The organism is Weissella cibaria (genome assembly GCF_004521965.1).
GTDB classification, from domain to species: domain Bacteria; phylum Bacillota; class Bacilli; order Lactobacillales; family Lactobacillaceae; genus Weissella; species Weissella cibaria_A.
This window is the reverse complement of the sequence record NZ_SDGK01000016.1, coordinates 42478-62427: the sequence shown is the minus strand read 5'-3', so window position 1 is coordinate 62427 and position 19950 is coordinate 42478. Positions and strand designations below refer to the sequence as shown.

Annotated in this window: 17 protein-coding genes; 16 read left to right on the top strand and 1 reads right to left on the bottom strand. The window is 44.7% G+C overall.

Translation table 11 applies throughout. The features are described from left to right. Positions 1 to 113: 113 nt before the first annotated feature. From EST42_RS02745 to EST42_RS02720, 6 genes are all read left to right on the top strand, one after another. Positions 114 to 590, top strand: coding sequence for a nicotinamide-nucleotide amidohydrolase family protein (locus tag EST42_RS02745; protein WP_134644108.1), 477 nt, complete (start codon positions 114 to 116; stop codon positions 588 to 590). A gap of 84 nt (positions 591 to 674) precedes the next feature. Next, positions 675 to 1826 carry a recombinase RecA gene (recA, locus tag EST42_RS02740; protein ID WP_134644107.1) on the top strand — a complete coding sequence of 384 codons (1152 nt, stop codon included), beginning with the start codon at positions 675 to 677 and terminating at the stop codon, positions 1824 to 1826. 224 nt (positions 1827 to 2050) lie between these two features. Next, complete coding sequence (locus tag EST42_RS02735) at positions 2051 to 2305, top strand: hypothetical protein (protein WP_134644106.1); 255 nt, start codon at positions 2051 to 2053, stop codon at positions 2303 to 2305. A gap of 182 nt (positions 2306 to 2487) precedes the next feature. Then, positions 2488 to 4770 (top strand): RNA polymerase recycling motor HelD, encoded by a 2283-nt coding sequence (helD, locus tag EST42_RS02730; protein WP_134644105.1) that lies wholly within the window; start codon positions 2488 to 2490, stop codon positions 4768 to 4770. Between the two features lie 5 nt (positions 4771 to 4775). Next, a complete protein-coding gene (coaA, locus tag EST42_RS02725; RefSeq protein ID WP_134644104.1) occupies positions 4776 to 5720 on the top strand; it encodes a type I pantothenate kinase in 945 nt (314 codons plus the stop codon). 374 nt (positions 5721 to 6094) lie between these two features. Then, positions 6095 to 6895, top strand: a complete 801-nt coding sequence (locus EST42_RS02720) for a LysM peptidoglycan-binding domain-containing protein (protein WP_134644103.1) — start codon at positions 6095 to 6097, stop codon at positions 6893 to 6895. Positions 6896 to 7094: 199 nt separating this feature from the next. Here the strand turns inward: EST42_RS02720 and EST42_RS02715 are convergent, their stop codons facing one another. Further along, positions 7095 to 8363 carry an ISL3 family transposase gene (locus EST42_RS02715; RefSeq protein WP_134643756.1) on the bottom strand — a complete coding sequence of 423 codons (1269 nt, stop codon included), beginning with the start codon at positions 8361 to 8363 and terminating at the stop codon, positions 7095 to 7097. A 193-nt stretch (positions 8364 to 8556) separates the two neighbouring features. Between EST42_RS02715 and EST42_RS02710 the strand changes: the two genes are divergently transcribed. The 10 genes from EST42_RS02710 to tig all read left to right on the top strand — a co-directional run bounded on the left by EST42_RS02710 (position 8557) and on the right by tig (position 19914). Beyond that, positions 8557 to 9234, top strand: coding sequence for a ComEA family DNA-binding protein (locus tag EST42_RS02710; protein WP_134644101.1), 678 nt, complete (start codon positions 8557 to 8559; stop codon positions 9232 to 9234). Next, positions 9234 to 11498: a ComEC/Rec2 family competence protein gene (locus EST42_RS02705; protein ID WP_134644100.1), complete on the top strand. Its 2265-nt coding sequence runs from the start codon at positions 9234 to 9236 to the stop codon at positions 11496 to 11498. The genes EST42_RS02710 and EST42_RS02705 overlap by 1 nt, the downstream gene beginning before the upstream one ends. A gap of 38 nt (positions 11499 to 11536) precedes the next feature. Next, entirely contained in the window at positions 11537 to 12559 is a 1023-nt protein-coding gene (gene holA / locus EST42_RS02700; protein ID WP_134644099.1) for a DNA polymerase III subunit delta, read from the top strand. A 139-nt stretch (positions 12560 to 12698) separates the two neighbouring features. Next, positions 12699 to 12968, top strand: a complete 270-nt coding sequence (gene rpsO, locus EST42_RS02695; protein ID WP_003609971.1) for a 30S ribosomal protein S15 — start codon at positions 12699 to 12701, stop codon at positions 12966 to 12968. A gap of 54 nt (positions 12969 to 13022) precedes the next feature. Continuing rightward, on the top strand, positions 13023 to 13277 hold the full coding sequence (rpsT, locus tag EST42_RS02690; protein WP_134644098.1) for a 30S ribosomal protein S20: 255 nt from the start codon (positions 13023 to 13025) through the stop codon (positions 13275 to 13277). Positions 13278 to 13544: 267 nt separating this feature from the next. Continuing rightward, positions 13545 to 15503, top strand: coding sequence for a ribonuclease J (locus EST42_RS02685; protein WP_134644097.1), 1959 nt, complete (start codon positions 13545 to 13547; stop codon positions 15501 to 15503). 57 nt (positions 15504 to 15560) lie between these two features. After that, positions 15561 to 16478, top strand: coding sequence for a hypothetical protein (locus EST42_RS02680; RefSeq protein WP_134644096.1), 918 nt, complete (start codon positions 15561 to 15563; stop codon positions 16476 to 16478). Positions 16479 to 16692: 214 nt separating this feature from the next. Continuing rightward, positions 16693 to 17880 (top strand): elongation factor Tu, encoded by a 1188-nt coding sequence (gene tuf, locus EST42_RS02675; protein WP_134644095.1) that lies wholly within the window; start codon positions 16693 to 16695, stop codon positions 17878 to 17880. A 174-nt stretch (positions 17881 to 18054) separates the two neighbouring features. Beyond that, the gene (locus EST42_RS02670) at positions 18055 to 18492 is read left to right on the top strand and encodes a nucleoside 2-deoxyribosyltransferase (RefSeq protein WP_134644094.1); all 438 of its coding nucleotides are present in this window, start codon (positions 18055 to 18057) and stop codon (positions 18490 to 18492) included. 132 nt (positions 18493 to 18624) lie between these two features. Continuing rightward, positions 18625 to 19914 carry a trigger factor gene (gene tig / locus EST42_RS02665; protein ID WP_134644093.1) on the top strand — a complete coding sequence of 430 codons (1290 nt, stop codon included), beginning with the start codon at positions 18625 to 18627 and terminating at the stop codon, positions 19912 to 19914. Positions 19915 to 19950 lie beyond the last annotated feature (36 nt).

Below are 19950 nucleotides of genomic sequence, written 5' to 3'. Positions count from 1 at the left end.
ACCCCTAATGTCCCCCCCTGCCTCCTTTTGTATTAAAATGAGTAGTGATAGAAAGTGGACAAACGGACCATGATATCGTCTATATTGGATAACAAATGAATTGGAGGCTGCAGATGACGAATGAAGAAGTTGGCCGGGCATTGATTGCACGAGGTGAGACGATTACGTCGGCAGAATCCTTAACGGCGGGGATGTTTGTTAGTACGCTGGCGGGTGTTAGTGGTATTTCAGCTGTCTTGCCAGGGGCGTTTGTGACATACGCTGCAGCTGCCAAGACGCAACTTGTTTGTGTGCCAGCTGACATGATTGCCACGTATGGCGTGGTGTCGGCAGAGGTTGCTAAGGCGATGGCAACAGGTGCGAAAGCAACGTTGCAGACGGCGTGGGGAATTAGCTTCACCGGAGTGGCTGGCCCAGACGCGCTGGAAGGGCATCCGGCTGGCACGGTGTTCATTGGTGTAGCGGCACCAGATGGCTCAGTAATCGCAACGGAGCACCATTTTACCGGTGAGCGGCAGGCCGTGCGGGAAGCAAGTGTCGCAGCTGGTTTCGCAGCGATTGCGACGAAACTCGTCGAGTTGGCAAAATAGTTGGGAAAACATTTGAATTATTGTAGTGATTAGGTTACACTATATTTATATTAAGTTTAAGTTAACAAGTGGAGGCCGATAAAAATGGCATCAGGAAAAAACATCAACCCAAATAAGAAGTTGGAAGGAAAGATTGCAGATCCTAAGGAACGTCAAAATGCATTGAACGAAGCCTTGAAGAAGATTGAAAAGTCTTTTGGTAAGGGATCTGTTATGAAGCTTGGTGATAGTCAATTTACGAAGGTGCAATCAACGTCAACTGGTTCATTGAAGTTGGACGTGGCTCTTGGTATTGGTGGTTACCCTAAGGGCCGTATTATTGAAATCTATGGACCTGAATCATCAGGTAAGACGACGTTGGCTTTGCACGCAGTCGCTGAGGCCCAACGCAACGGTGGAATTGTTGCTTATATTGACGCCGAAAACGCGATGGACGTTGAGTACGCCAAGGCGTTGGGTGTTGACGTTGATGAGTTGCTGTTGTCACAACCAGATACTGGTGAACAAGGATTGGCAATTGCTGACGCCTTGATTACATCAGGCGCGATTGACATGGTTGTTGTCGACTCTGTTGCGGCGTTGACGCCAAAGGCTGAAATTGACGGTGAAATCGGTGATTCAACGGTTGGTTTGCAAGCGCGTATGATGTCTCAAGCTTTGCGTAAGATGTCAGGTGCTATTTTGAAGACTGGTACAACAGCCATCTTCATTAACCAATTACGTGAAAAGATCGGTATCATGTTTGGTAACCCAGAAACAACGCCTGGTGGACGTGCATTGAAGTTCTACTCATCAGTGCGTTTGGATGTTCGTCGTAAGGGTGGTATTGATGCGACGAAGGCTGATGGGGATGATATCAAGTCGGTTGGTAATTTGACACGTATTAAGGTTGTTAAGAATAAGGTTGCGGCGCCATTCCGTGAAGTGGAAGTTGAGATCTTGTTTGGTAAGGGAATTTCTAAGACTGGTGAAATGATTGACTTGGCGGCTGATAAAGATATTATCGTTAAGTCAGGATCATGGTTCTCGTATAATGGCGAAAAGATTGGTCAAGGAAAGGTCAATGTTATTCGTTGGTTGGAAGACCCAGAACACAAGACAATTTACGATGATGTGTATAACCAAGTTCGTGAAGCCTACATTGGTAGTCATGATGGCGCTGATGCTTCAGCTGATGATAACGATACGTCGGCTGATAACGTGGATGATATTGAACTCGAAATTGATGAAAACTAATTAACTTTTGACAACTCGTATTATGGTACAGTGATGTAACGTGGTACGAGTTTTTTTGATGCCGATTTTCAGGCTGTGATGGTATGTCATATTTGGGACGCTGAATGCCTCGATTTATTCGCCATAATAGACCTTTTTATCGCCACAACAAAATAGTTGTTCTATACTAATCATGTAATAAAAAAGGAAGTTAATCACTGCGAAAGCAGTTGGAGGTAGTCATCATGGCATACACTAGACAAGAAGTACAAGATTGGGTAAAGAAGTTGGACTTGAACACCTGGGGACCTACTGAGGTTTACTGGTCAGACCAATTCCACCGTGTGCACGTTATTGCCGCAGATGCAGAAAGTGAAGTAATTACGGCTAAGATTCACGCAGCAGTGGAAGCTGAAATCGCTGCAGGCACAACCGATGAAACTGACGCACGTGATTTCCTAGAACACCTTATCGTGACAGATTACGCTCAAGAAGATTAATACGATAGGTAAGCCAATGACTTGCCTAGTAAAAGCTAACAAATCCCAGCTTTGCTGACTAATTAGGTCACAGGGCTGGGATTTATTGTTAGGTAAAAAACGACTACTTGAAAAAGAGTAGTAATTGGACCCAAAGTGTAGTACCATGGAATCACTAAATTTACGTAGGGGGACCCCTGTTTATGGAACCATATGAAGCCGAGCAGCAACGCTTGGATACCGTCTTGGAGAAGATTCAAGACGCGAAGGTACAAAATGATTTAGATCGAAAAACAGCTGAACAAAAACAGGCTGACGTTGAGGACGGGTGGAACGATGTCCGCTTCAAGTCATCAACATACGGCAGCTTGTTCGAAACTGCGATGTCTGTACGTCAACAGCAACAGATGTTACAAGAACGCGAATTGGCGATGAATTCAGTTGAGCACCAAGCGGTTGTCTTGGATCGTTTACAAGCGCGACCATACTTTGCTCGTATTGATGTGCAAGAAGCTGGTTCGGACACGGTGGAACCAATTTATATCGGCTTGGCCTCGTTCTCTGACTCACCAGATAATTTCTTGGTTTACGACTGGCGAGCACCTATTTCTTCTATTTATTATGATGCGGGCTTGGGTAATGTGACCTACGAAACGCCGGATGGCAAGCAGGAAGCAAATGTTCACTTGAAGCGTCAATTCCAAATTGAAGATGGCACGATTGTGACGATTTTTGATACCGACGAAGTTGTCGGTGATCAAATGTTGTTGAATGCTTTGTCTGGTGAGTCAACAACCAAGATGAAGTCAATCGTGACGACAATTCAAAAGGAACAAAACAAGATTATTCGAAACACGGCAGCTGAATTGTTGTTCGTACAAGGAGCGGCAGGTTCCGGTAAGACTTCTGCTGTTTTGCAACGTGTGGCATACCTCCTTTACCGTTACCGTGGTCATTTAAACTCTGGTCAAGTGGTTATGTTCTCACCAAACCAACTGTTTAACGATTATATCGACCAAGTTTTGCCTGAATTGGGTGAGCAAAACATGGTTCAAATGACGTATTACCAATACGCATCACGCCGTTTGCCAAAGTTGCAACTTGAAACATTACAAGAACGTTTTGAAGCGCAACCAGCCGGTGCTCAAAAGCGTATTATTGACTTGAAGGGCACGAGTGTCTACTTTGATGCTATGCAACGTTATGCCGATGGCTTGAATAAGGCTGATATTAAGGTCCGCCCAATTAAATTCCGTGGTCAGGAAATCATTTCTAAGGAAAAGATTGTCGACATCTATTATTCATTCAATGAGAATTATAAGCTTGGTAACCGTCTTCAAGGTACGAAGGAACGACTAATGAAGATGTTGCAAGGTCGAATTGGCAATGAAATGCAAGCTGATTGGGTTGAAGCTGAAATTCAAAACTTGACGAAAGAACAGTATGACACCATGTTGGGTGATAACCCGCGTGAGTTTAAGTCTGATGAGGAAGAAACCAAGTATTTGGCTAAAATCATTGTAACGAATGCCTTGGCGCCAATTGCCAAGGGTGTCAACCGAAATCGTTTTATCAATATTAATAATCAATTTATTCACTTCTTGCGTTCTGTACCAAAGTTGGTTAATTTGGCGGCTTATGATATCACTGAAGCGGATTGGGCCAAGTCGGTAGAATACACAGTGAATAAGATGAAGAATGGTGAATTACCAATGGCCGATATGACACCATTTATGTTGTTATTCGACTTGATTAAGGGTAGTCGCGGGGAGCGTGACATTCGTTTTGTCTTTATTGATGAAATCCAAGACTACACACCGTTCCAATTGGCCTTTTTGAAGTTCAGTTTCCCACGTGCCCGCTTTACGATGTTGGGTGATTTGAACCAAGCCATCTTCACGAAAGAAAACGCCGTCAGTCTGCAGGATGAATTGTCACGTTTGTTTGATACAGAAAAGTCAGAATACGTGCAATTAACGCAAACGTATCGGTCAACGCAACAAATTACCGATTACTCAAAGGCCATTTTGATTAACGGTGCGCAAATTGATGCCTTTGAACGTGAGGGTGATAAGCCGGTTGTTAAGATTTTGCCGTCGCAAGATAAGATGGTTGAAGCAACCTTGATGCAATTGGTCGCTAATGATGAAGCTGATGAAACAACTGCAATTATTACCAAGACGTTGGCAGATGCGGAAGTTGCGTACGAGACGCTCCGTGAACACGCTGACGTGACCATTATCCGGACTGAGAACCAACGTCTGGTACCGGGTACAATTATTGTGCCGGCCTACTTGGCTAAGGGACTTGAATTTGATGCTGTGATTATGTGGGATGCTTCTGAAGGCGTTTACCACGGCGATGATGAACGTCAGTTGGTCTACACAATTGCATCACGTGCCATGCACCAATTGACGGTATTGGCGGTAACGACATTGACGCCATTACTTGCTGAAGTTGACGAGCGTTTGTACGAAAAGGGGTAAGAACCATGAGTGAGGCACCGTTTAATTATGCAGTATTTCAACGTGATGAATGGCACGAATTAGTCGTGCCTGCAGCTGACCGGGATATATCTCACGTCACACCAAAGGTATTGGGAGAAATTAAAGCGTTTAATGACCAAATTTCAATGAGTGATGTTGCCGATGTCTATGATCCGTTGGTTCATTACATTAAGTTGCGTCATGCGCAATATTTGCGTGATCGCGAAGAACGTGAGCGCTTTTTAGGGCGAACAATTAAGCCGAGCCCGTTTGTTATCGGCATCGCTGGTTCTGTGGCAGTTGGTAAATCAACCACAGCCCGGCTGCTACAATACATGTTACAAGCGGAGTATGGTGAACTTAATGTTGCTTTAACGACAACTGATGGTTTCTTGCTGCCTAATGATGAATTGCAAGTACAAGGCATTTTTGATCGGAAGGGGTTCCCAGAATCGTACGATATGCCAGCGCTGCTTGAATTTATGAATAACGTTAAAGATGGCGATGAAGTTGTTCGGTCACCACGCTATTCGCACGACATATCAGATGTCTTAGTGAATGAATTCGACACTTTTAAGCGCCCAGAGATTTTTATTGTCGAAGGAATCAATACCTTACAAGCGGCACCTAATTCACCAGTCTACTTGTCAGACTTTTTCGATTTATCACTATATGTGGATGCAGAGACGTCATTAATTGAGCATTGGTACATTGATCGATTTGAGGCACTGTTGCAACAAGCAAAAGAAGAGGCGGATCCAACGAATTTCTTCTTCCCTTATACGCAAATTCCAGTCGCTGAAGCGGTGGCTGGTGCGCGTCGCGTTTGGGAAACGGTTAACCTACCAAACTTAACGGACTATATTTTACCAACGCGTGAACGGGCCGATTTGATTCTTCATAAGGCAGCTGGACACGGCGTTAACGAAATTTGGTTACGTAAATTCTAATTTTATTACTTTTCAACGTGTCATGAATGTGACAAAAATAGACAAAAGCCGGGAAAACAACGCTTTCCGGTTTTTATTTATCAATTTAAGTTACAAAAAACGGCCTACTTAACCGGTTAAATAAACAATGAAGGATGCCTATATATCAATGGTTTACACGTGTAACACACCTTATGTAACGTTAATGTGACATAAAAGTGGTCATAATATTGTTTCTAGACATGTTATGTAATGAATGTGTAATTTTAAACCTGCTCAGCTTGGTAAACTATGTTTTGTGATTGAGGCAGGGAAAAAGCCTCATATAAGAGAACGTGCTTGAGCCATAAGGTTCGCACGACATAGATACAATCCTTAGGAGTGTTTAACTGATTATGAGTAAGATGAAAGAAACAGCATTGACGATCGCCGGTTTGGCTTCAGTATTGGTTGCAGGCCAAACTGTTGCAAACGCCGCTTCAACATACACGGTTCAAAAGGGCGACACATTGTCAGAATTGGCAAACAAGTTTAACTTGACTGTTGAAGACTTGGTTAAGACTAACAAGATTACTGACGCAAACATGATCTTTGCTGATCAACAAATCGAAGTGCCAACGCAAGAAGAGCTTAACGAAAATGCGTTGAACACGACCGCTGCAGCATCAGCCAACAGCGCTGCATCAGATGCTGCCTCATTAGCAATGTCAGAAGCTGTTGCTTCAATGACTGCTGCATCAGAAGCAGCCGCATCATCTGCCGCTGCTTCAGAGGCCGTTGCATCATCAGTTGCCGCGTCAGAAGCCGCTGCCGCAAAGGCTGCTGAGTCAGAAGCCACTGCTGCTTCAGTTCAAGCACAACCGGTTGCACAAGATACTACTGTTGCTGAGCAAGTTGTCCCAGTTGCGCAACAAGCCGCTCCTGCAGCTGCACCAGCTGCTGGCGGTTCAGTTTATGCCCAATTCATCGCTAATGGTGGTACTGATGCCTTGTGGCAAAATATCGTAATACCTGAATCAGGTGGTAATCCTAACGCCGTTTCACCAAACGGTTACATGGGATTGGGTCAAACTAAGGAAGGCTGGGGAACGGGTGACGTTGCCACGCAAACTAATGGTTTGGTTAACTACGCCGTTTCACGTTACGGTTCAGTTGATGGTGCCGTACAATTCCGTACTTCTAACGGTTGGTGGTAAGATTTATCGTATTTCAATAGATGATTAAAAAAGTGCTTGGTCCTTTGATGGCCGAGCACTTTTTGTGTCTTATGATGTAACTTCTTTGTGAAATAATGGCTCTATGCCAAATAGCGTTGGTCGACAATGAATTTGAAAATTAACGCGATTTGAAGAGTCGCAAAAAGTGGTGATGACAGAAATGTTGTCACCACTTTTTTTAGAATTTTCCATACTTCATTTGGATACGGATGCGTCGCATGTAATTACCGAGGTTTTGATAACCGTATGCGGTACGAGCTATTTGCTTAAGGCGACGGTTGATGCCTTCGATTTTACCGTTTGACCATGGGCAACGAAGACTTTCGAGGATGCCTTTTAAATTGCGCTTAAAAGTACCGATGGTCACGTCCATGGCGGAACCCACCGGTTTGTAAGTGCTGATCAATGCATGAATTAGCTCGGGGCTACGCTTGTCCATTGCTTCTAAAGCTTCTTGGTAAACTAAATAAGCCGCCTCGAGAACCGGAAATGATTTGAACACTAGCGTGAGAGCTTCTTCTTCCGTGATATATTCGTTCAAGCCTCGCATATATTTACGATGGGTAGTTTCTAAGTTGCTGTATTTTTTGAGGAAAAGGCGCCAGCCGTTTTTCATTATTTTGTATTCACGAGAGTGCTTATCAAGTAGATGCTGAATGCCTGTGCGAATAGTGTTGATGGCACGGGTCATTAGTTGAACGATATGGAATCGATCAATGACAATTTGGGCATTAGGAAATAGTTCCGGCACGAGGGTAGCGTAGCTAGCGTTCATGTCCATGACGACGTGCGTGACTGCCTGGCGTTGCTTCAAAGAGAAGCCATAGAAATAACTTCGGATTGTGTTTAAATCACGACTTGGCAATATCTCCATAAAGTTGTCAGGTGATGCATACACGAAAGCGTATGATCTGCTAATTCGAATTTCATCGAAGCTTAGAACTGCTGGTAAATGACTGTAGTCATAACGATAATCCTGGAGTTCGTCGTTGATAACACGGTGAACTGTTGAGTGTGAAAGACGCAAAATAAAACCGATAACTTTCTCTGAAATATCCTCCATAGCCAGTCGAATAACTTGAAGGCGTAGGGGTTTAGAGATGTTTCGGGCTTCTTCTAAATCGGGTGATGACACAACTACGGAAGCGTTGCACTCATGGCAGTAATAGCGCTGCTTACGCAGGCGTAGGCGGTTGTCGAAACCGTTAGTTGCGGGTAGCTTTACTTCGGTGGGTTTGCTGAAACCATTTTTGGTTAATATGCTCTCTTGGCCACACAACGTGCATCGATCCATATCACCGTGTAGTGCAGCTTCATAAACGATAGTTTTATGATTATCTTTTCCACGATATGAGATGTGGTTGAATTCACCGTTATCATCCATTAAAAATTCGAAATTTGGGTCTGTTAATCCGACGCTACGTAGGATAGAATCATTTAAAGACATCAATAGCTCTCCTTGTATTTTGGTCTTAGACGACTTTAGGATACACCGAGCTATTGGTGTTTTTATTGTTGTTCTGAGAATGATTGATAAATGCAAAAAAGCGTTGGCGATTAACCACCAACGCCAAAAAGAATAGAACCCTTTTTTTGGACTTTTTGATTGGTTATGTGTCTCTATTACTGGAGGAAAAAACATGGCAAATCTAAAAGCGCATTATTATCGATTTCAGCATATGATTTGGTTTGCAACTGGCCTAATTGTTATCGGTGTTGGTTTAGTTGTTTGGTGGCAGTGTTCACAGACCGCACCAGGGCTACCACGAGATATTTCGACAAGTGTAGCGGCTGACCAATCAACACAAAAAACAGTTTCAGTCACACGGACCGTGCAGTCGGCGGTCCAATCGGCAACCGTCGTGGTTGATGTGAAGGGTGCTGTGCACCGACCAGGCGTTTATAAATTTAGAGTGCCACCAATTATGGCGGATGCCCTTGAAAAAGCGGGCGGGACACTAGCGACTGTCGACCGCACCCGCTTGAATCTGGCAGCCTCCTTAACGAATGGTCAGGTACTGTATATACCGAACGGTTCTGAAATAGTGCCAGATGCCTATCCGTTACCGGGACAACCAAGCGCCACCGCACCATCAACAACGTCAGCTACAATAGCCACTGAAACATCACTTATCAATTTGAATACGGCGACGGTTGTTGAATTGCAAACCCTGCCAGGCGTGGGTGAAAAGCGGGCTCAGGATATTGTGACCCAGCGTGAAACGATGGGTGGATTTAAAACGGTCGATGACTTGCAAGAAGTTGCTGGGATTGGGGAGAAGACATACGCTCGGTTAGCTCCGCTGGTTACGGTGTAATGCCCGGCTATTGGTTAGTCTTGTCATTGTACATTGCCGGGTTAAACACGGTAATCCGTTATCAATTTTGGTGGTCAGTACCGTTGTTATTGTTGTTAAGTAGCTTACTCGTGATCCGTTTTCGGTGCCGCGTTGTTTTGACGATACTCATCACGATTGGCTATGTCAGTTTTTTTATTGCACAAGATGCCAAGTTAACCGCTTTATCGCAACGCCCAACTGGTAAAGTTGAGAGTACGTTTCGCATCCATGCCGATGAACTACAGTTTAGTGGTACAACAATTACAGGTTTTGCGGTGATGCCAAATCGGGAACGGGTGCGATTAACTTGGTTTTGCCGTGAGGAAGACACGTTTCGCCAGCTACAGACGACGCATGTGGGCTATATTGTAACCGGAATTGGCAATTACGAAGGGATACAGCCATGTAGGAATGCATATAATTTTGATCCGATTAGTTATTGGCGAAGTCGTGGTATCATTCATCAGTTTGTCGTGAAGCAAGCGTCCATCAAGCGGGTTGATACGCCACCGGGGGCATGGCCATTTATTAATAGTCGGATTCGGATGGGACACAGCCGATTAGTTGCCTGGTTTGAAACACTACCATCTGGGTTGCGTGACTATGGTGAAACATTATTTTTGGGTTATACGCGTCGTGACTTCTATGATGATAACGTTGGTATTCAGAAGCTGGGTTTGGTACATTTGTTTAGCATTTCAGGATTTCAAGTCGCGGGCGTCTATGTATTGTGGCGTAAATTCGGCCGGTGGATTGGTATTACCCGTGAACGGTCGTTGTTAATTGTACAAGTGCTTTTAGTTGTGTTGCTGTTATTTGCTGGCGGTGTCCAATCGTTGGTGAGAGCGGTATTATTAGCGGTAACACAAGCTTGGCGAGAATTGGGATGGCTTCGTTTGTCGACCGTTGACGCTTGGGGCATTGCATTATTAGGTGGTTTATTGCTTGAGCCGGGGGTGTTACACAATTTGGGCGGCCAATTATCATACCTGCTAACTTTTGGCCTCTTATGGATAACGGGCAAACCGGGTTGGTGGCAATGCATCTTTTTGTCGGTATTAATTTTACCGGTACTGTTGTGGCATACGTATGCTTGGCATCCGATTAGTATTCTGGCAAATTTGATTGCGATGCCTGTATTTACCTGGTTAGTTATTCCGGTACTGGTGTTTGGCATTGGTACGGCTTGGTGGGGTCTGACGCCTATCATGTCGTGTTGTAATGCGCTGATTAATGGCATCCAGTTTGGCATCGCAAAAATGGACCGTGTACCAGGTGAGTTAGTGTTTGGTCAGCCACCGTTGTTACTAAGTGGTGTTGCTTTGTTTGGGACAGTTAGTTGGTTGTTGGGGTGCAGGCGTCGGATGATTGGTTTGTTGCTATTAGTCATGTACGGTGTGATGTTTTTGTTACCGCGATTAGCACCGGGCGGGTTTGTGGCGTTCGCCGATGTTGGACAGGGGGATGCAACGATTGCGCGACTTGCACCCCGGCAAGTCATGCTGGTAGACGTTGGTGGCAAAATGAATCTGCCACAACCACCATGGGCCACCCCACAGAAGTGTGATTTTCAGGCACAACAATTGGTGCAGTTTTTGCGAGGAAAGGGTATCGCGCGGGTGCAACAATTAGTCCTAACGCATAAAGACATTGATCATATTGGCAATTTACCGTATTTTTTACAGCAAATGCCCGTTGATAACATTTACGTGCCACTGGGCATGATGCAAACAGAAGCCTATCAGGAATTGGTCGCACCACATTGTAGGGGTGCCTCGGTACAAGAAGTGCAAGCTGGAATGCGTTTGAATCGCTGGACGTTAGTGAAGCATCCATTTAAATCCGGTGCAGGCGAGAACGAAGATTCTGTGGCAGTATTGGTTGAGACAGGGCCTAAACGGCTGATGATGACGGGTGATTTGGATCAGGCGGGCGAGCGAAATCTGTTGGATGACCCAATGCTTGGTAGGGTGCCGATACTGAAGTTTGGTCATCACGGATCAAAAACGAGTACGGCTTCCGAATTTGTACAGCGGTTGCAACCAAGTGTTGGCGTTGTTTCAGCAGGAGTAAAGAATCGATTTGGTCATCCAAATCAAGAAACGTTGGTCACGGCCCGCCAAAATAACATGCAAGTGTTCAGTACTGCTGAAAGTGGTATGTTGCAATACTGCTGGTCAGTTAAACGTGACCGGTGGCAATCAGAAATCACATCGCCTATTCAACTTCCGCGGCGACCATGATAAAGTAGAAACATGAGAAAAACGAGGAGGCAGGCACCATGGCGCTTACGCTAAGAGATGTGCAACAGGATGTTGCCAAACAAACGTTAAAGCCAATTTATCTGATTCAAGGAACAGACCAGTATCTACTTGATCAAGTTCGTGCAGCGTTTGTTAGCTTGATTCCGTACGAAGATCGCACGTTGAATTTGGCCCAGTTTGATATGCGTGAAACGCCACTTGGCGTGGCTGTAGATGATGCACGATCGGTACCATTTTTTGGTGATCGACGGGTTGTCATGATTGACGACGCGTACTTCTTGACCGGTGAAAATCCCCGGACAAAGGTTGAACATCATGTCGAAGATTTGATTGCATATGCAGAACATCCAGAACCCCAAACCGTTTTGGTTATTGTTGCCCCCTATGAAAAGCTTGACAGCCGTAAGAAGGTTGTAAAGTTGTTGAAGGAGCAGGCAGCTTATTTAGCTTTTGGCGATTTAACAGAAAAAGATGTTCGTAGCATGATTACGGATAAATTGCGGCAAAATGGCTTTGAAATGTCGGGCCCAGCCATCCAGCTACTTGTTCGACTCACGAATATGTCATTGACCCAAATTATGTCTGAACTGGATAAATTAATACTGTATGCTTATGATACGCAGCAAATTGATGAGCAAGCAGTGGATGCCTTAGTCACACGTACCTTGAGCGAAAATATTTTCGACTTGATTAATGCGTTGTTGAATCGTAAATTAACACGGGCAGTCGAACTGTACCACGAGTTAATCGAGGGTGGTGAAGCACCGCTTCGGTTGCACGCGGCTATTCTCGGTCAGTTCAGGTTACTATTACAAGTGAAATCAGCGACGCAAAGTGAAGCTGGTACAGCAAAGATGCTAAAGGTTAACCCGTATCGCGTTAAGTTGGCCCGTCAAACTGTTCGCCGTTTCAGTTACCCCGCATTAGCAAAAGCTTATTTAGGTTTAGTCGGCATGGAAGAGCAACTTAAGTCGACAGCCCGTGAACCAGAACTGTTGTTCGAATTATTTGTCTTGCGCTATCAAGCGGATATTGCTTAGAAATTTTACTTGCATTGCGTTAGAAAGTTTAGTATTATATTTGAAGTGCAAAAGCACACGACCTTTTACGATGTTTGACGGTTCACCGTCGTCCTACGTTGTCTAAGGCGACTATACAAAAGAAAGGTGGATATCCAACATGGCTATTTCTGCACAACGCAAGAATGAAATCATCAAGGAATTCGCACGTCACGAAGGTGATACTGGTTCAGTTGAAGTTCAAGTTGCAGTTTTGACTGCTGACATCAACGAATTGAACGCACACATGTCAGAGCACAAGCACGACTTCCACTCACAACGTGGGTTGATGAAGAAGATCGGTCACCGTCGTAACTTGTTGCGTTACTTGCGTGACAACGACGTTCAACGTTACCGTGAGTTGATCCAAAAGCTTGGATTGCGTCGTTAATTTTTACATTAACAACGTACGTTATTTTGACATTTATCATCGGAGGGAAAAGCGATGCCAATTATTGAGTCATCAATCCAACGTGCCCGCTTGAACAAGGTGCAACGCGAGCGTAACATCTCACAATTGAGTGCATACCGTACTGAAGTGAAGAAGTTCCGTAAGGCCGCTGAAGCTGGTGCAGACAACTTGCAAGAGTTGTTTGTTAACGCTTCATCAGCTATCGACCGTGCCGCTTCAAAGGGCTTGATTGCTAAGAACAAGGCTTCACGTGACAAGTCACGTTTGGCTACTTTGTTGAACAAGTAATCAACGTTAGCTAAATAGGGATTATATCCCACATCAAATGTTTTTTGTTCGTAAATGATGTTTGATAAAAAGAGCAAGTCTGTTATGGACTTGCTCTTTTTTGTTATATGACTAGTAGACAGTTTAATGGCCGGTGCCGATCAGGTGTTCGCCATTTCTATTTTTCTTGTTGTTGGTACCGCCTTCAAACTGTGGTAAGATTGTATTAAATTCATACAAACGTTTGGGTTGTGCTGACCCGTGAAAGACAACGAGAATAGGAACATTATGACAACGACATTAAGTATTATGCCATTCGGTGGCGTACGTGAAAACGGAAAGAACATGTATGCAGTTACCGTCGGTGAAGACATTTTTATTTTGGATGCAGGGTTGAAGTACCCAGAGAGCGATTTGCTTGGCGTGGATGTGGTTATTCCAGATTTTGCCTACTTGGTAGAACACACTGATAAGATTGCCGGTGTCTTTTTGACACACGGTCATGCAGATGCAATTGGTGCATTGCCTTACTTGTTAAGTGAAGTAAAGGTGCCCGTTTTTGGGTCAGAATTAACGATTGAATTGGCTAAGCTTGCTGTTGAAGCTGAGCCAGAAGCAAAGGGGTTTGATGATTATCACGTTGTTCGTGGTAATTCAGAAGTTAGCTTTGGGGATGTAACGGTTTCATTTTTTGAGACCACACATACGATTCCAGAATCATTGGGTATCGTTATCGAAACACTAGAGGGGCAAATTGTTTACACTGGTGACTTTAAAATTGATACGACAGCATTGCCATACTACCGAACTGATTTAGCGCGTCTCGCACAAATTGGCGCCAAGGGTGTAATTGCTGTCTTGGCTGATGCTGCCGGTACAGCAAGCTATGGTTTGTCAGCACACGAATCAGAACTTGCAGAGTACGTTTTGGACTCATTCCGTGCACATAAGAACGGCCGTATCATCGTCGCCGCGGTGGCATCAAACATTCAACGTATCCAGCAAGTAATTGATGCTGCTTACAAGGTTGGCCGTAGAATCGTTATCTCAGGTAATGATTTGGAAAAGGTTGTCCGCACAGCGCTTCGTTTGAAGAAGTTACATTTACCAATGCCTGAAAACGAATTATTCGTTTCTTTGAAGAATTTGAGCAAGCTGGCACCTGAAGAAACGGTTGTTTTGGAAACCGGTAAGATGGGTGAGCCAATTCGTCATTTGCAACGTATGGCACAAGGTGATGACCGGAACATCCAAATTCAAGAGGGCGACCTAGTCTTTATTACAACAACACCATCTACGGCCATGGAAGGTTACGTGGCGCGTACACGTGATATGTTGTTCCGCGCCGGGGCTTCAGTGAAGCAAATTTCAACGGATAAGAAGTCTTCGGGCCACGCGTCAAAAGAAGATTTCCAATTGTTGCTCAACTTGTTGAAGCCTCAACATGTGATTCCTATCCAAGGTGAATACCGTGTCTTGAATGCGGCTTACCATGCGGCTGAACAAGTGGGTTACGATGATGACCACGTTTGGTTGTTGGCGAAGGGTGATAACCTGCGTTGGGATGGCGAGCAAATGTTCTTGGGTGGCTCAATCCAGGTCGGCTCAACGATGATTGATGGTTCTGGTGTTGGCGATATTGGCTCAATCGTGCTAAACGATCGTCGCATCTTGTCAGAAGATGGGGTCTTTATCGCTGTTGTGACGATTGACCGTAAGAAGAAAAAGATTGTCGCAACACCTAAGATTGACTCACGTGGTTTCGTCTATGTGAAAACGTCACGCGATTTGATTCGCGAAGCCGGGGAATTGGTTGAAAAGACAGTCGCTGAAGGCATCAAGAACACAAAGGAATTCGATTGGGGTAACCTGAAGAATTCAGTACGTGATGCCTTGGGTAAGTTCCTGTTTGAACAAACTCGTCGCAAGCCAGTGATTTTACCGGTTATCATGGAAGCGAACCAAAACGGCCGTCGACGTAAGCGCTCCGCAAGCAAGACGAACAACAAGTTGACGGACAAGCCGGTAGCAGCACAAAAGCAAGCTGCCCGCAAGCCAAAGACTAAGAAGAAAGTTCCTGGTGCACAAGGACAAGGCAATGGCGCACAACAAAAGAAACAACAAGCACCGGCTAATCAACAAGTGAAGCCAGCGGGGGCTACAGAGGAAGGCGCTAAGAAGAAGCGCCGGCCGCGTCGTCGTAAGCCAAAGGCAACGCAAGGTGAACAACCGGTAAGTGCTGAATAGGAAAAGAAGCGTCGGTTCTTAGGAATCGGCGCTTCTTCAATCTAGAAAGGTGAGGACATGACACCAGGGGAAGAAGAACGATTTGCTAGCTTAGTGGTAACAGGGCAAGCTGCTTTTGACGAGCATTCATACGGCCCAGCTTTAGATGCATTGGATGAGGCTTACGATCTCAATCAAACACCAGCAATCAACCAGTTACTAACGCGCGTACTATTGGCAGATGGTCAATATAAGACTGCACAGTTGTTTGCTGACGAATTTATTGATAGTTACCTAGCAACTGCCGAAACAGCGCAATTATACGTGACGGTCGCCTTGCATAATCAACAATTTTTGGCGGCCCGCGAATTTATTATGTGGTTGCCTGAGACGCAACGTGCCGACTTGATGACTAAAGTTGTGACGGCAGAAATGACAACGCGTCAAACGCAACAGGCAACGATCACAACAATTGCGCGCCATTTTTATCATTTGAGCGACGGAGATGCAATCAGTCAACGGGAAAGGTTGATCGCGGCCGACAAGTTGCCACTCGATGAATATCTAGTTGGCGCACGTTTCGTCTTACTGGACCCATTTTTAACGTCAATTTCACGTGTGTCAGTCTTAGACCGGTTACGCCGGTTACGAGTGGCACAATCAGTTGATATGGTGTGGCTTGACGAAGAAACGCTTACGGTTGTACCAGCCCAACTAGAATCTATTGAAAATATGGCTCGGTATCAAGATATTGTGACTGAATTACAATCATATGAACAAACGGTTGGACCTGCCATGATTCACGGCTTGGTAGAACAAGTTCGATTAATGCTGATGATTGCTTACCCAGTATTAGAAAAGGTGGCAATTGAACCCAAAAGTTGGGTTGCCGGCTTAATTGCTGAGTCGCTGGGTAACACGATGCCACAAGAAGCAGTGAAACAGCGCGAATGGCGTGCAAAACTACAGGCTGAAATGTTAGCTTTAATGGCGTAGAATCGGCTTTTTAAAATCAGATTGCAAAAAAAGATAAAAATTATTTACAATTAACACGAAGTTATATATAATAGTTCCAGTCTCATAAAGAGAAATTACTAAAGATTGTCGCACCAAGTTGTTTTAGTTCTTTTAAGAATGTAGTATAATAGTACGTAAGCAATAAGGGTTAGCCCAAAAAGGACTAACATGCGAATATTAGGAGGACAAGCTTTTGGCTAAGGAAAATTTCGAGCGCACTAAGCCTCACGTTAACATTGGAACTATCGGTCACGTCGACCACGGTAAGACTACTTTGACTGCCGCTATCTCAAAGGTATTGGCTGACAAGGGTTTGGCTGAGCAACAAGACTTTGCTGCTATCGACGCTGCTCCTGAAGAGCGTGAGCGTGGTATCACGATTAACACTGCTCACATCGAGTACGAGACGGAAGCTCGTCACTACGCCCACATCGACGCCCCTGGTCACGCGGACTACGTTAAGAACATGATCACTGGTGCTGCCCAAATGGACGGTGCTATCTTGGTTGTTGCTTCAACTGACGGTCCTATGCCACAAACTCGTGAGCACATCTTGTTGGCTCGCCAAGTCGGTGTTGACTACTTGGTTGTATTCTTGAACAAGATTGACTTGGTTGACGACGAAGAGTTGATTGACTTGGTTGAAATGGAAGTTCGCGAATTGTTGTCAGAATACGATTTCCCTGGGGATGACATTCCAGTTATCCGCGGTTCAGCCTTGAAGGCTTTGGAAGGTGACGCAGAACAAATTAAGGTCATCGAAGAATTGATGGACACTGTTGATTCATACATTCCTACTCCAGAGCGTGACACTGACAAGCCATTCTTGATGCCAGTCGAAGACGTATTTACGATCACTGGTCGTGGTACTGTTGCTTCAGGCCGTGTCGACCGTGGAACTGTTAACTTGAACGACGAAGTTGAAATCGTTGGTTTGAAGGAAGAAGTTCGCAAGACTGTTGTTACTGGAATCGAAATGTTCCGTAAGTCAATGCAACAAGGTCAAGCTGGTGATAACATCGGTGCATTGTTGCGTGGTGTTGATCGTAAGGAAATCGAGCGTGGTCAAGTTTTGGCTAAGCCTGGTTCAATCCAAACGCACACTAAGTTCTTGGCCGAAGTTTATGTTTTGACTAAGGAAGAAGGGGGCCGTCACACGCCATTCTTCACTAACTACCGTCCACAATTCTACTTCCACACGACTGACGTTACTGGTGTTGTTGAATTGCCAGAAGGCGTAGAAATGGTTATGCCTGGTGATAACGTAACATTCGATATCGAATTGATCGCACCAGTTGCCATCGAAAAGGGATTGAAGTTTACGGTTCGTGAAGGTGGACGTACTGTCGGTGCCGGAACTGTTTCAGAAATCAAGGACTAATTTTACGTTTAACGTAGAATTTTCCAATGTAGCTTAGGCTGCTCTTTTAAAAGAGAGTTATTACATCTTACGGTGTAATAACTCTCTTTTTTTCTTGTTTCTCCGGTTAGCAAATGTCACGAGATGTGGTAAAGTGAACTATACAAATTTTTACAAATAGAGGGATTTTACATCATGCAAATTTATTTGGCCGCACCATTCTTCAGTGACAAACAAGTTGATCGCGTTGCTCGCATTGAGGCAGCGCTAGAAGCGAACCCAACGGTTACTGACTTCTACTCACCACGTCACCACCAAAAGACGGATAACCCTGAATACACGCCAGCTTGGGCGGCTGAAGTGTTCCGTCGTGATGTGACGCAAGTGCTTGATGCAGACGCCTTGGTCGTTGTCGCTGATTTCCGTGATGACGATGCCGACTCAGGGACTGCCTTTGAAGCTGGTATGGCCTGGGCCTTAAAGAAGCCAATCATTATGGTTGAAGAGACTGCTTACAAGACGAATTTGATGTTAACTGAATCTTTGACTGCCTTTGTGAATAAGTCTGAAGATTTAGCAACTTATGATTTCAAGAACTATCCTGTATCAAAGTTTGAAGGACAATTGTTCTAGTAAATTGCTGGTTTTCAGCCGATTTTCGGCCTAGAATTATTGCCAAAATAGGCACTTTCCGGTAAACTTATAAGGTATGTAAAGATAATGTATGTAACTGACTATTAGTTTGTTACTATTGGAGGAATAAACATGGCTAACGCAGTTTTCACTAAGGGTGAAGGCAACAAGGGAACAATCAAGTTCGAAGTTCCTGTTGACGTATACGAAAAGGGTATCGACGCCGCATTTAACGACGTTAAGAAGCAAATTACGGTTCCTGGTTTCCGTAAGGGTAAGATGCCTAAGCAAGTCTTTATTCAAATGTACGGTGAAGAGTCATTGTACCAAGACGCTTTGAACATCGTTTTGCCAGATGTTTACGCTGATGCAGTTGCAGAAGCAGGTGTTACGACTGTTGGTCAACCAAAGATCGACGCAGAGTCAATGAACAAGGATGAAGCTTGGGTTTTGACTGCTGAAGTTGAATTGGCTCCAGAAATCGAATTGGGCGACTACAAGGGTGTTAAGGTTCCTGCATCAGACGTTACTGTTTCTGATGAAGAATTGGATGCCGAAATCGCTCGTTTGCAAGAAGGTCAAGCAGAATTGGTTTTGGTTGACGCTCCTGCAAAGAACGGTGACACGGTTGTTATCGACTTCGTTGGTTCAGTTGACGGTGTTGAGTTCGACGGTGGTAAGGGTGACAACTACTCACTTGAATTGGGTTCAAACTCATTCATCCCTGGCTTCGAAGACCAATTGGTTGGTGCCAAGGCCGATGACGTTGTTAACGTAAACGTAACGTTCCCAGAAGAATACCAAGCTGCTGACTTGGCCGGTAAGGACGCTTTGTTCGTTGTTACCGTGCACGAAGTTAAGGCTAAGGAAGTTCCTGCATTGGACGACGAATTTGCAAAGGACATCGACGAAGAAGTTGATACTTTGGCAGAATTGAAGGACAAGGTTAAGGCACGTTTGGCGACTGAAAAGGAAGACGCTGCTAAGGATGCAAAGGAAGACGCTGCTATCTCAGCTGTTGTTGATAACGCATCAGTTGCTGGTGGAGAAATTCCTGATTCAATGATTCACGAAGACGTTCACCGTCAATTGAACCAATTCTTTGCTTCAATGCAACAACAAGGTATCTCACCAGAGTTGTACTACCAAATCACTGGTTCATCAGAAGATGATTTGCACAAGCAATACGAAGAAGGTGCTGAGCGTCGCGTAAAGACGAACTTGGTATTGGAAGCTATTGTTAAGGCAGAAAACATCAAGCCTACGGACGAAGAGGTTGCTACTGAAGTAAAGTCATTGGCCGACCAATACGGTATGGACGAAGCTGCTGTTCGCGGTGCTTTGTCAGACGACATGTTGTCACACGACATTGCTATCAAGCAAGTTGTTGACATGATCGTTGAAAACGCTGTTGAAGCTTAATTCTAAACAACGTTAATTAAGAGGTTAGACTTTTTC

Coding starts and splice junctions, on each gene's coding strand:
- EST42_RS02705 (WP_134644100.1), top strand. CDS start 9,234: ATGCCCGGCTATTGGTTAGTCTTGTCATTGTACATTGCCGGGTTAAAC.
- recA (WP_134644107.1), top strand. CDS start 675: ATGGCATCAGGAAAAAACATCAACCCAAATAAGAAGTTGGAAGGAAAG.
- EST42_RS02670 (WP_134644094.1), top strand. CDS start 18,055: ATGCAAATTTATTTGGCCGCACCATTCTTCAGTGACAAACAAGTTGAT.
- EST42_RS02715 (WP_134643756.1), bottom strand. CDS start 8,363: ATGTCTTTAAATGATTCTATCCTACGTAGCGTCGGATTAACAGACCCA.
- rpsT (WP_134644098.1), top strand. CDS start 13,023: ATGCCAATTATTGAGTCATCAATCCAACGTGCCCGCTTGAACAAGGTG.
- tig (WP_134644093.1), top strand. CDS start 18,625: ATGGCTAACGCAGTTTTCACTAAGGGTGAAGGCAACAAGGGAACAATC.
- helD (WP_134644105.1), top strand. CDS start 2,488: ATGGAACCATATGAAGCCGAGCAGCAACGCTTGGATACCGTCTTGGAG.
- EST42_RS02685 (WP_134644097.1), top strand. CDS start 13,545: ATGACAACGACATTAAGTATTATGCCATTCGGTGGCGTACGTGAAAAC.
- coaA (WP_134644104.1), top strand. CDS start 4,776: ATGAGTGAGGCACCGTTTAATTATGCAGTATTTCAACGTGATGAATGG.
- EST42_RS02710 (WP_134644101.1), top strand. CDS start 8,557: ATGGCAAATCTAAAAGCGCATTATTATCGATTTCAGCATATGATTTGG.
- EST42_RS02745 (WP_134644108.1), top strand. CDS start 114: ATGACGAATGAAGAAGTTGGCCGGGCATTGATTGCACGAGGTGAGACG.
- EST42_RS02680 (WP_134644096.1), top strand. CDS start 15,561: ATGACACCAGGGGAAGAAGAACGATTTGCTAGCTTAGTGGTAACAGGG.
- holA (WP_134644099.1), top strand. CDS start 11,537: ATGGCGCTTACGCTAAGAGATGTGCAACAGGATGTTGCCAAACAAACG.
- rpsO (WP_003609971.1), top strand. CDS start 12,699: ATGGCTATTTCTGCACAACGCAAGAATGAAATCATCAAGGAATTCGCA.
- EST42_RS02735 (WP_134644106.1), top strand. CDS start 2,051: ATGGCATACACTAGACAAGAAGTACAAGATTGGGTAAAGAAGTTGGAC.
- EST42_RS02720 (WP_134644103.1), top strand. CDS start 6,095: ATGAGTAAGATGAAAGAAACAGCATTGACGATCGCCGGTTTGGCTTCA.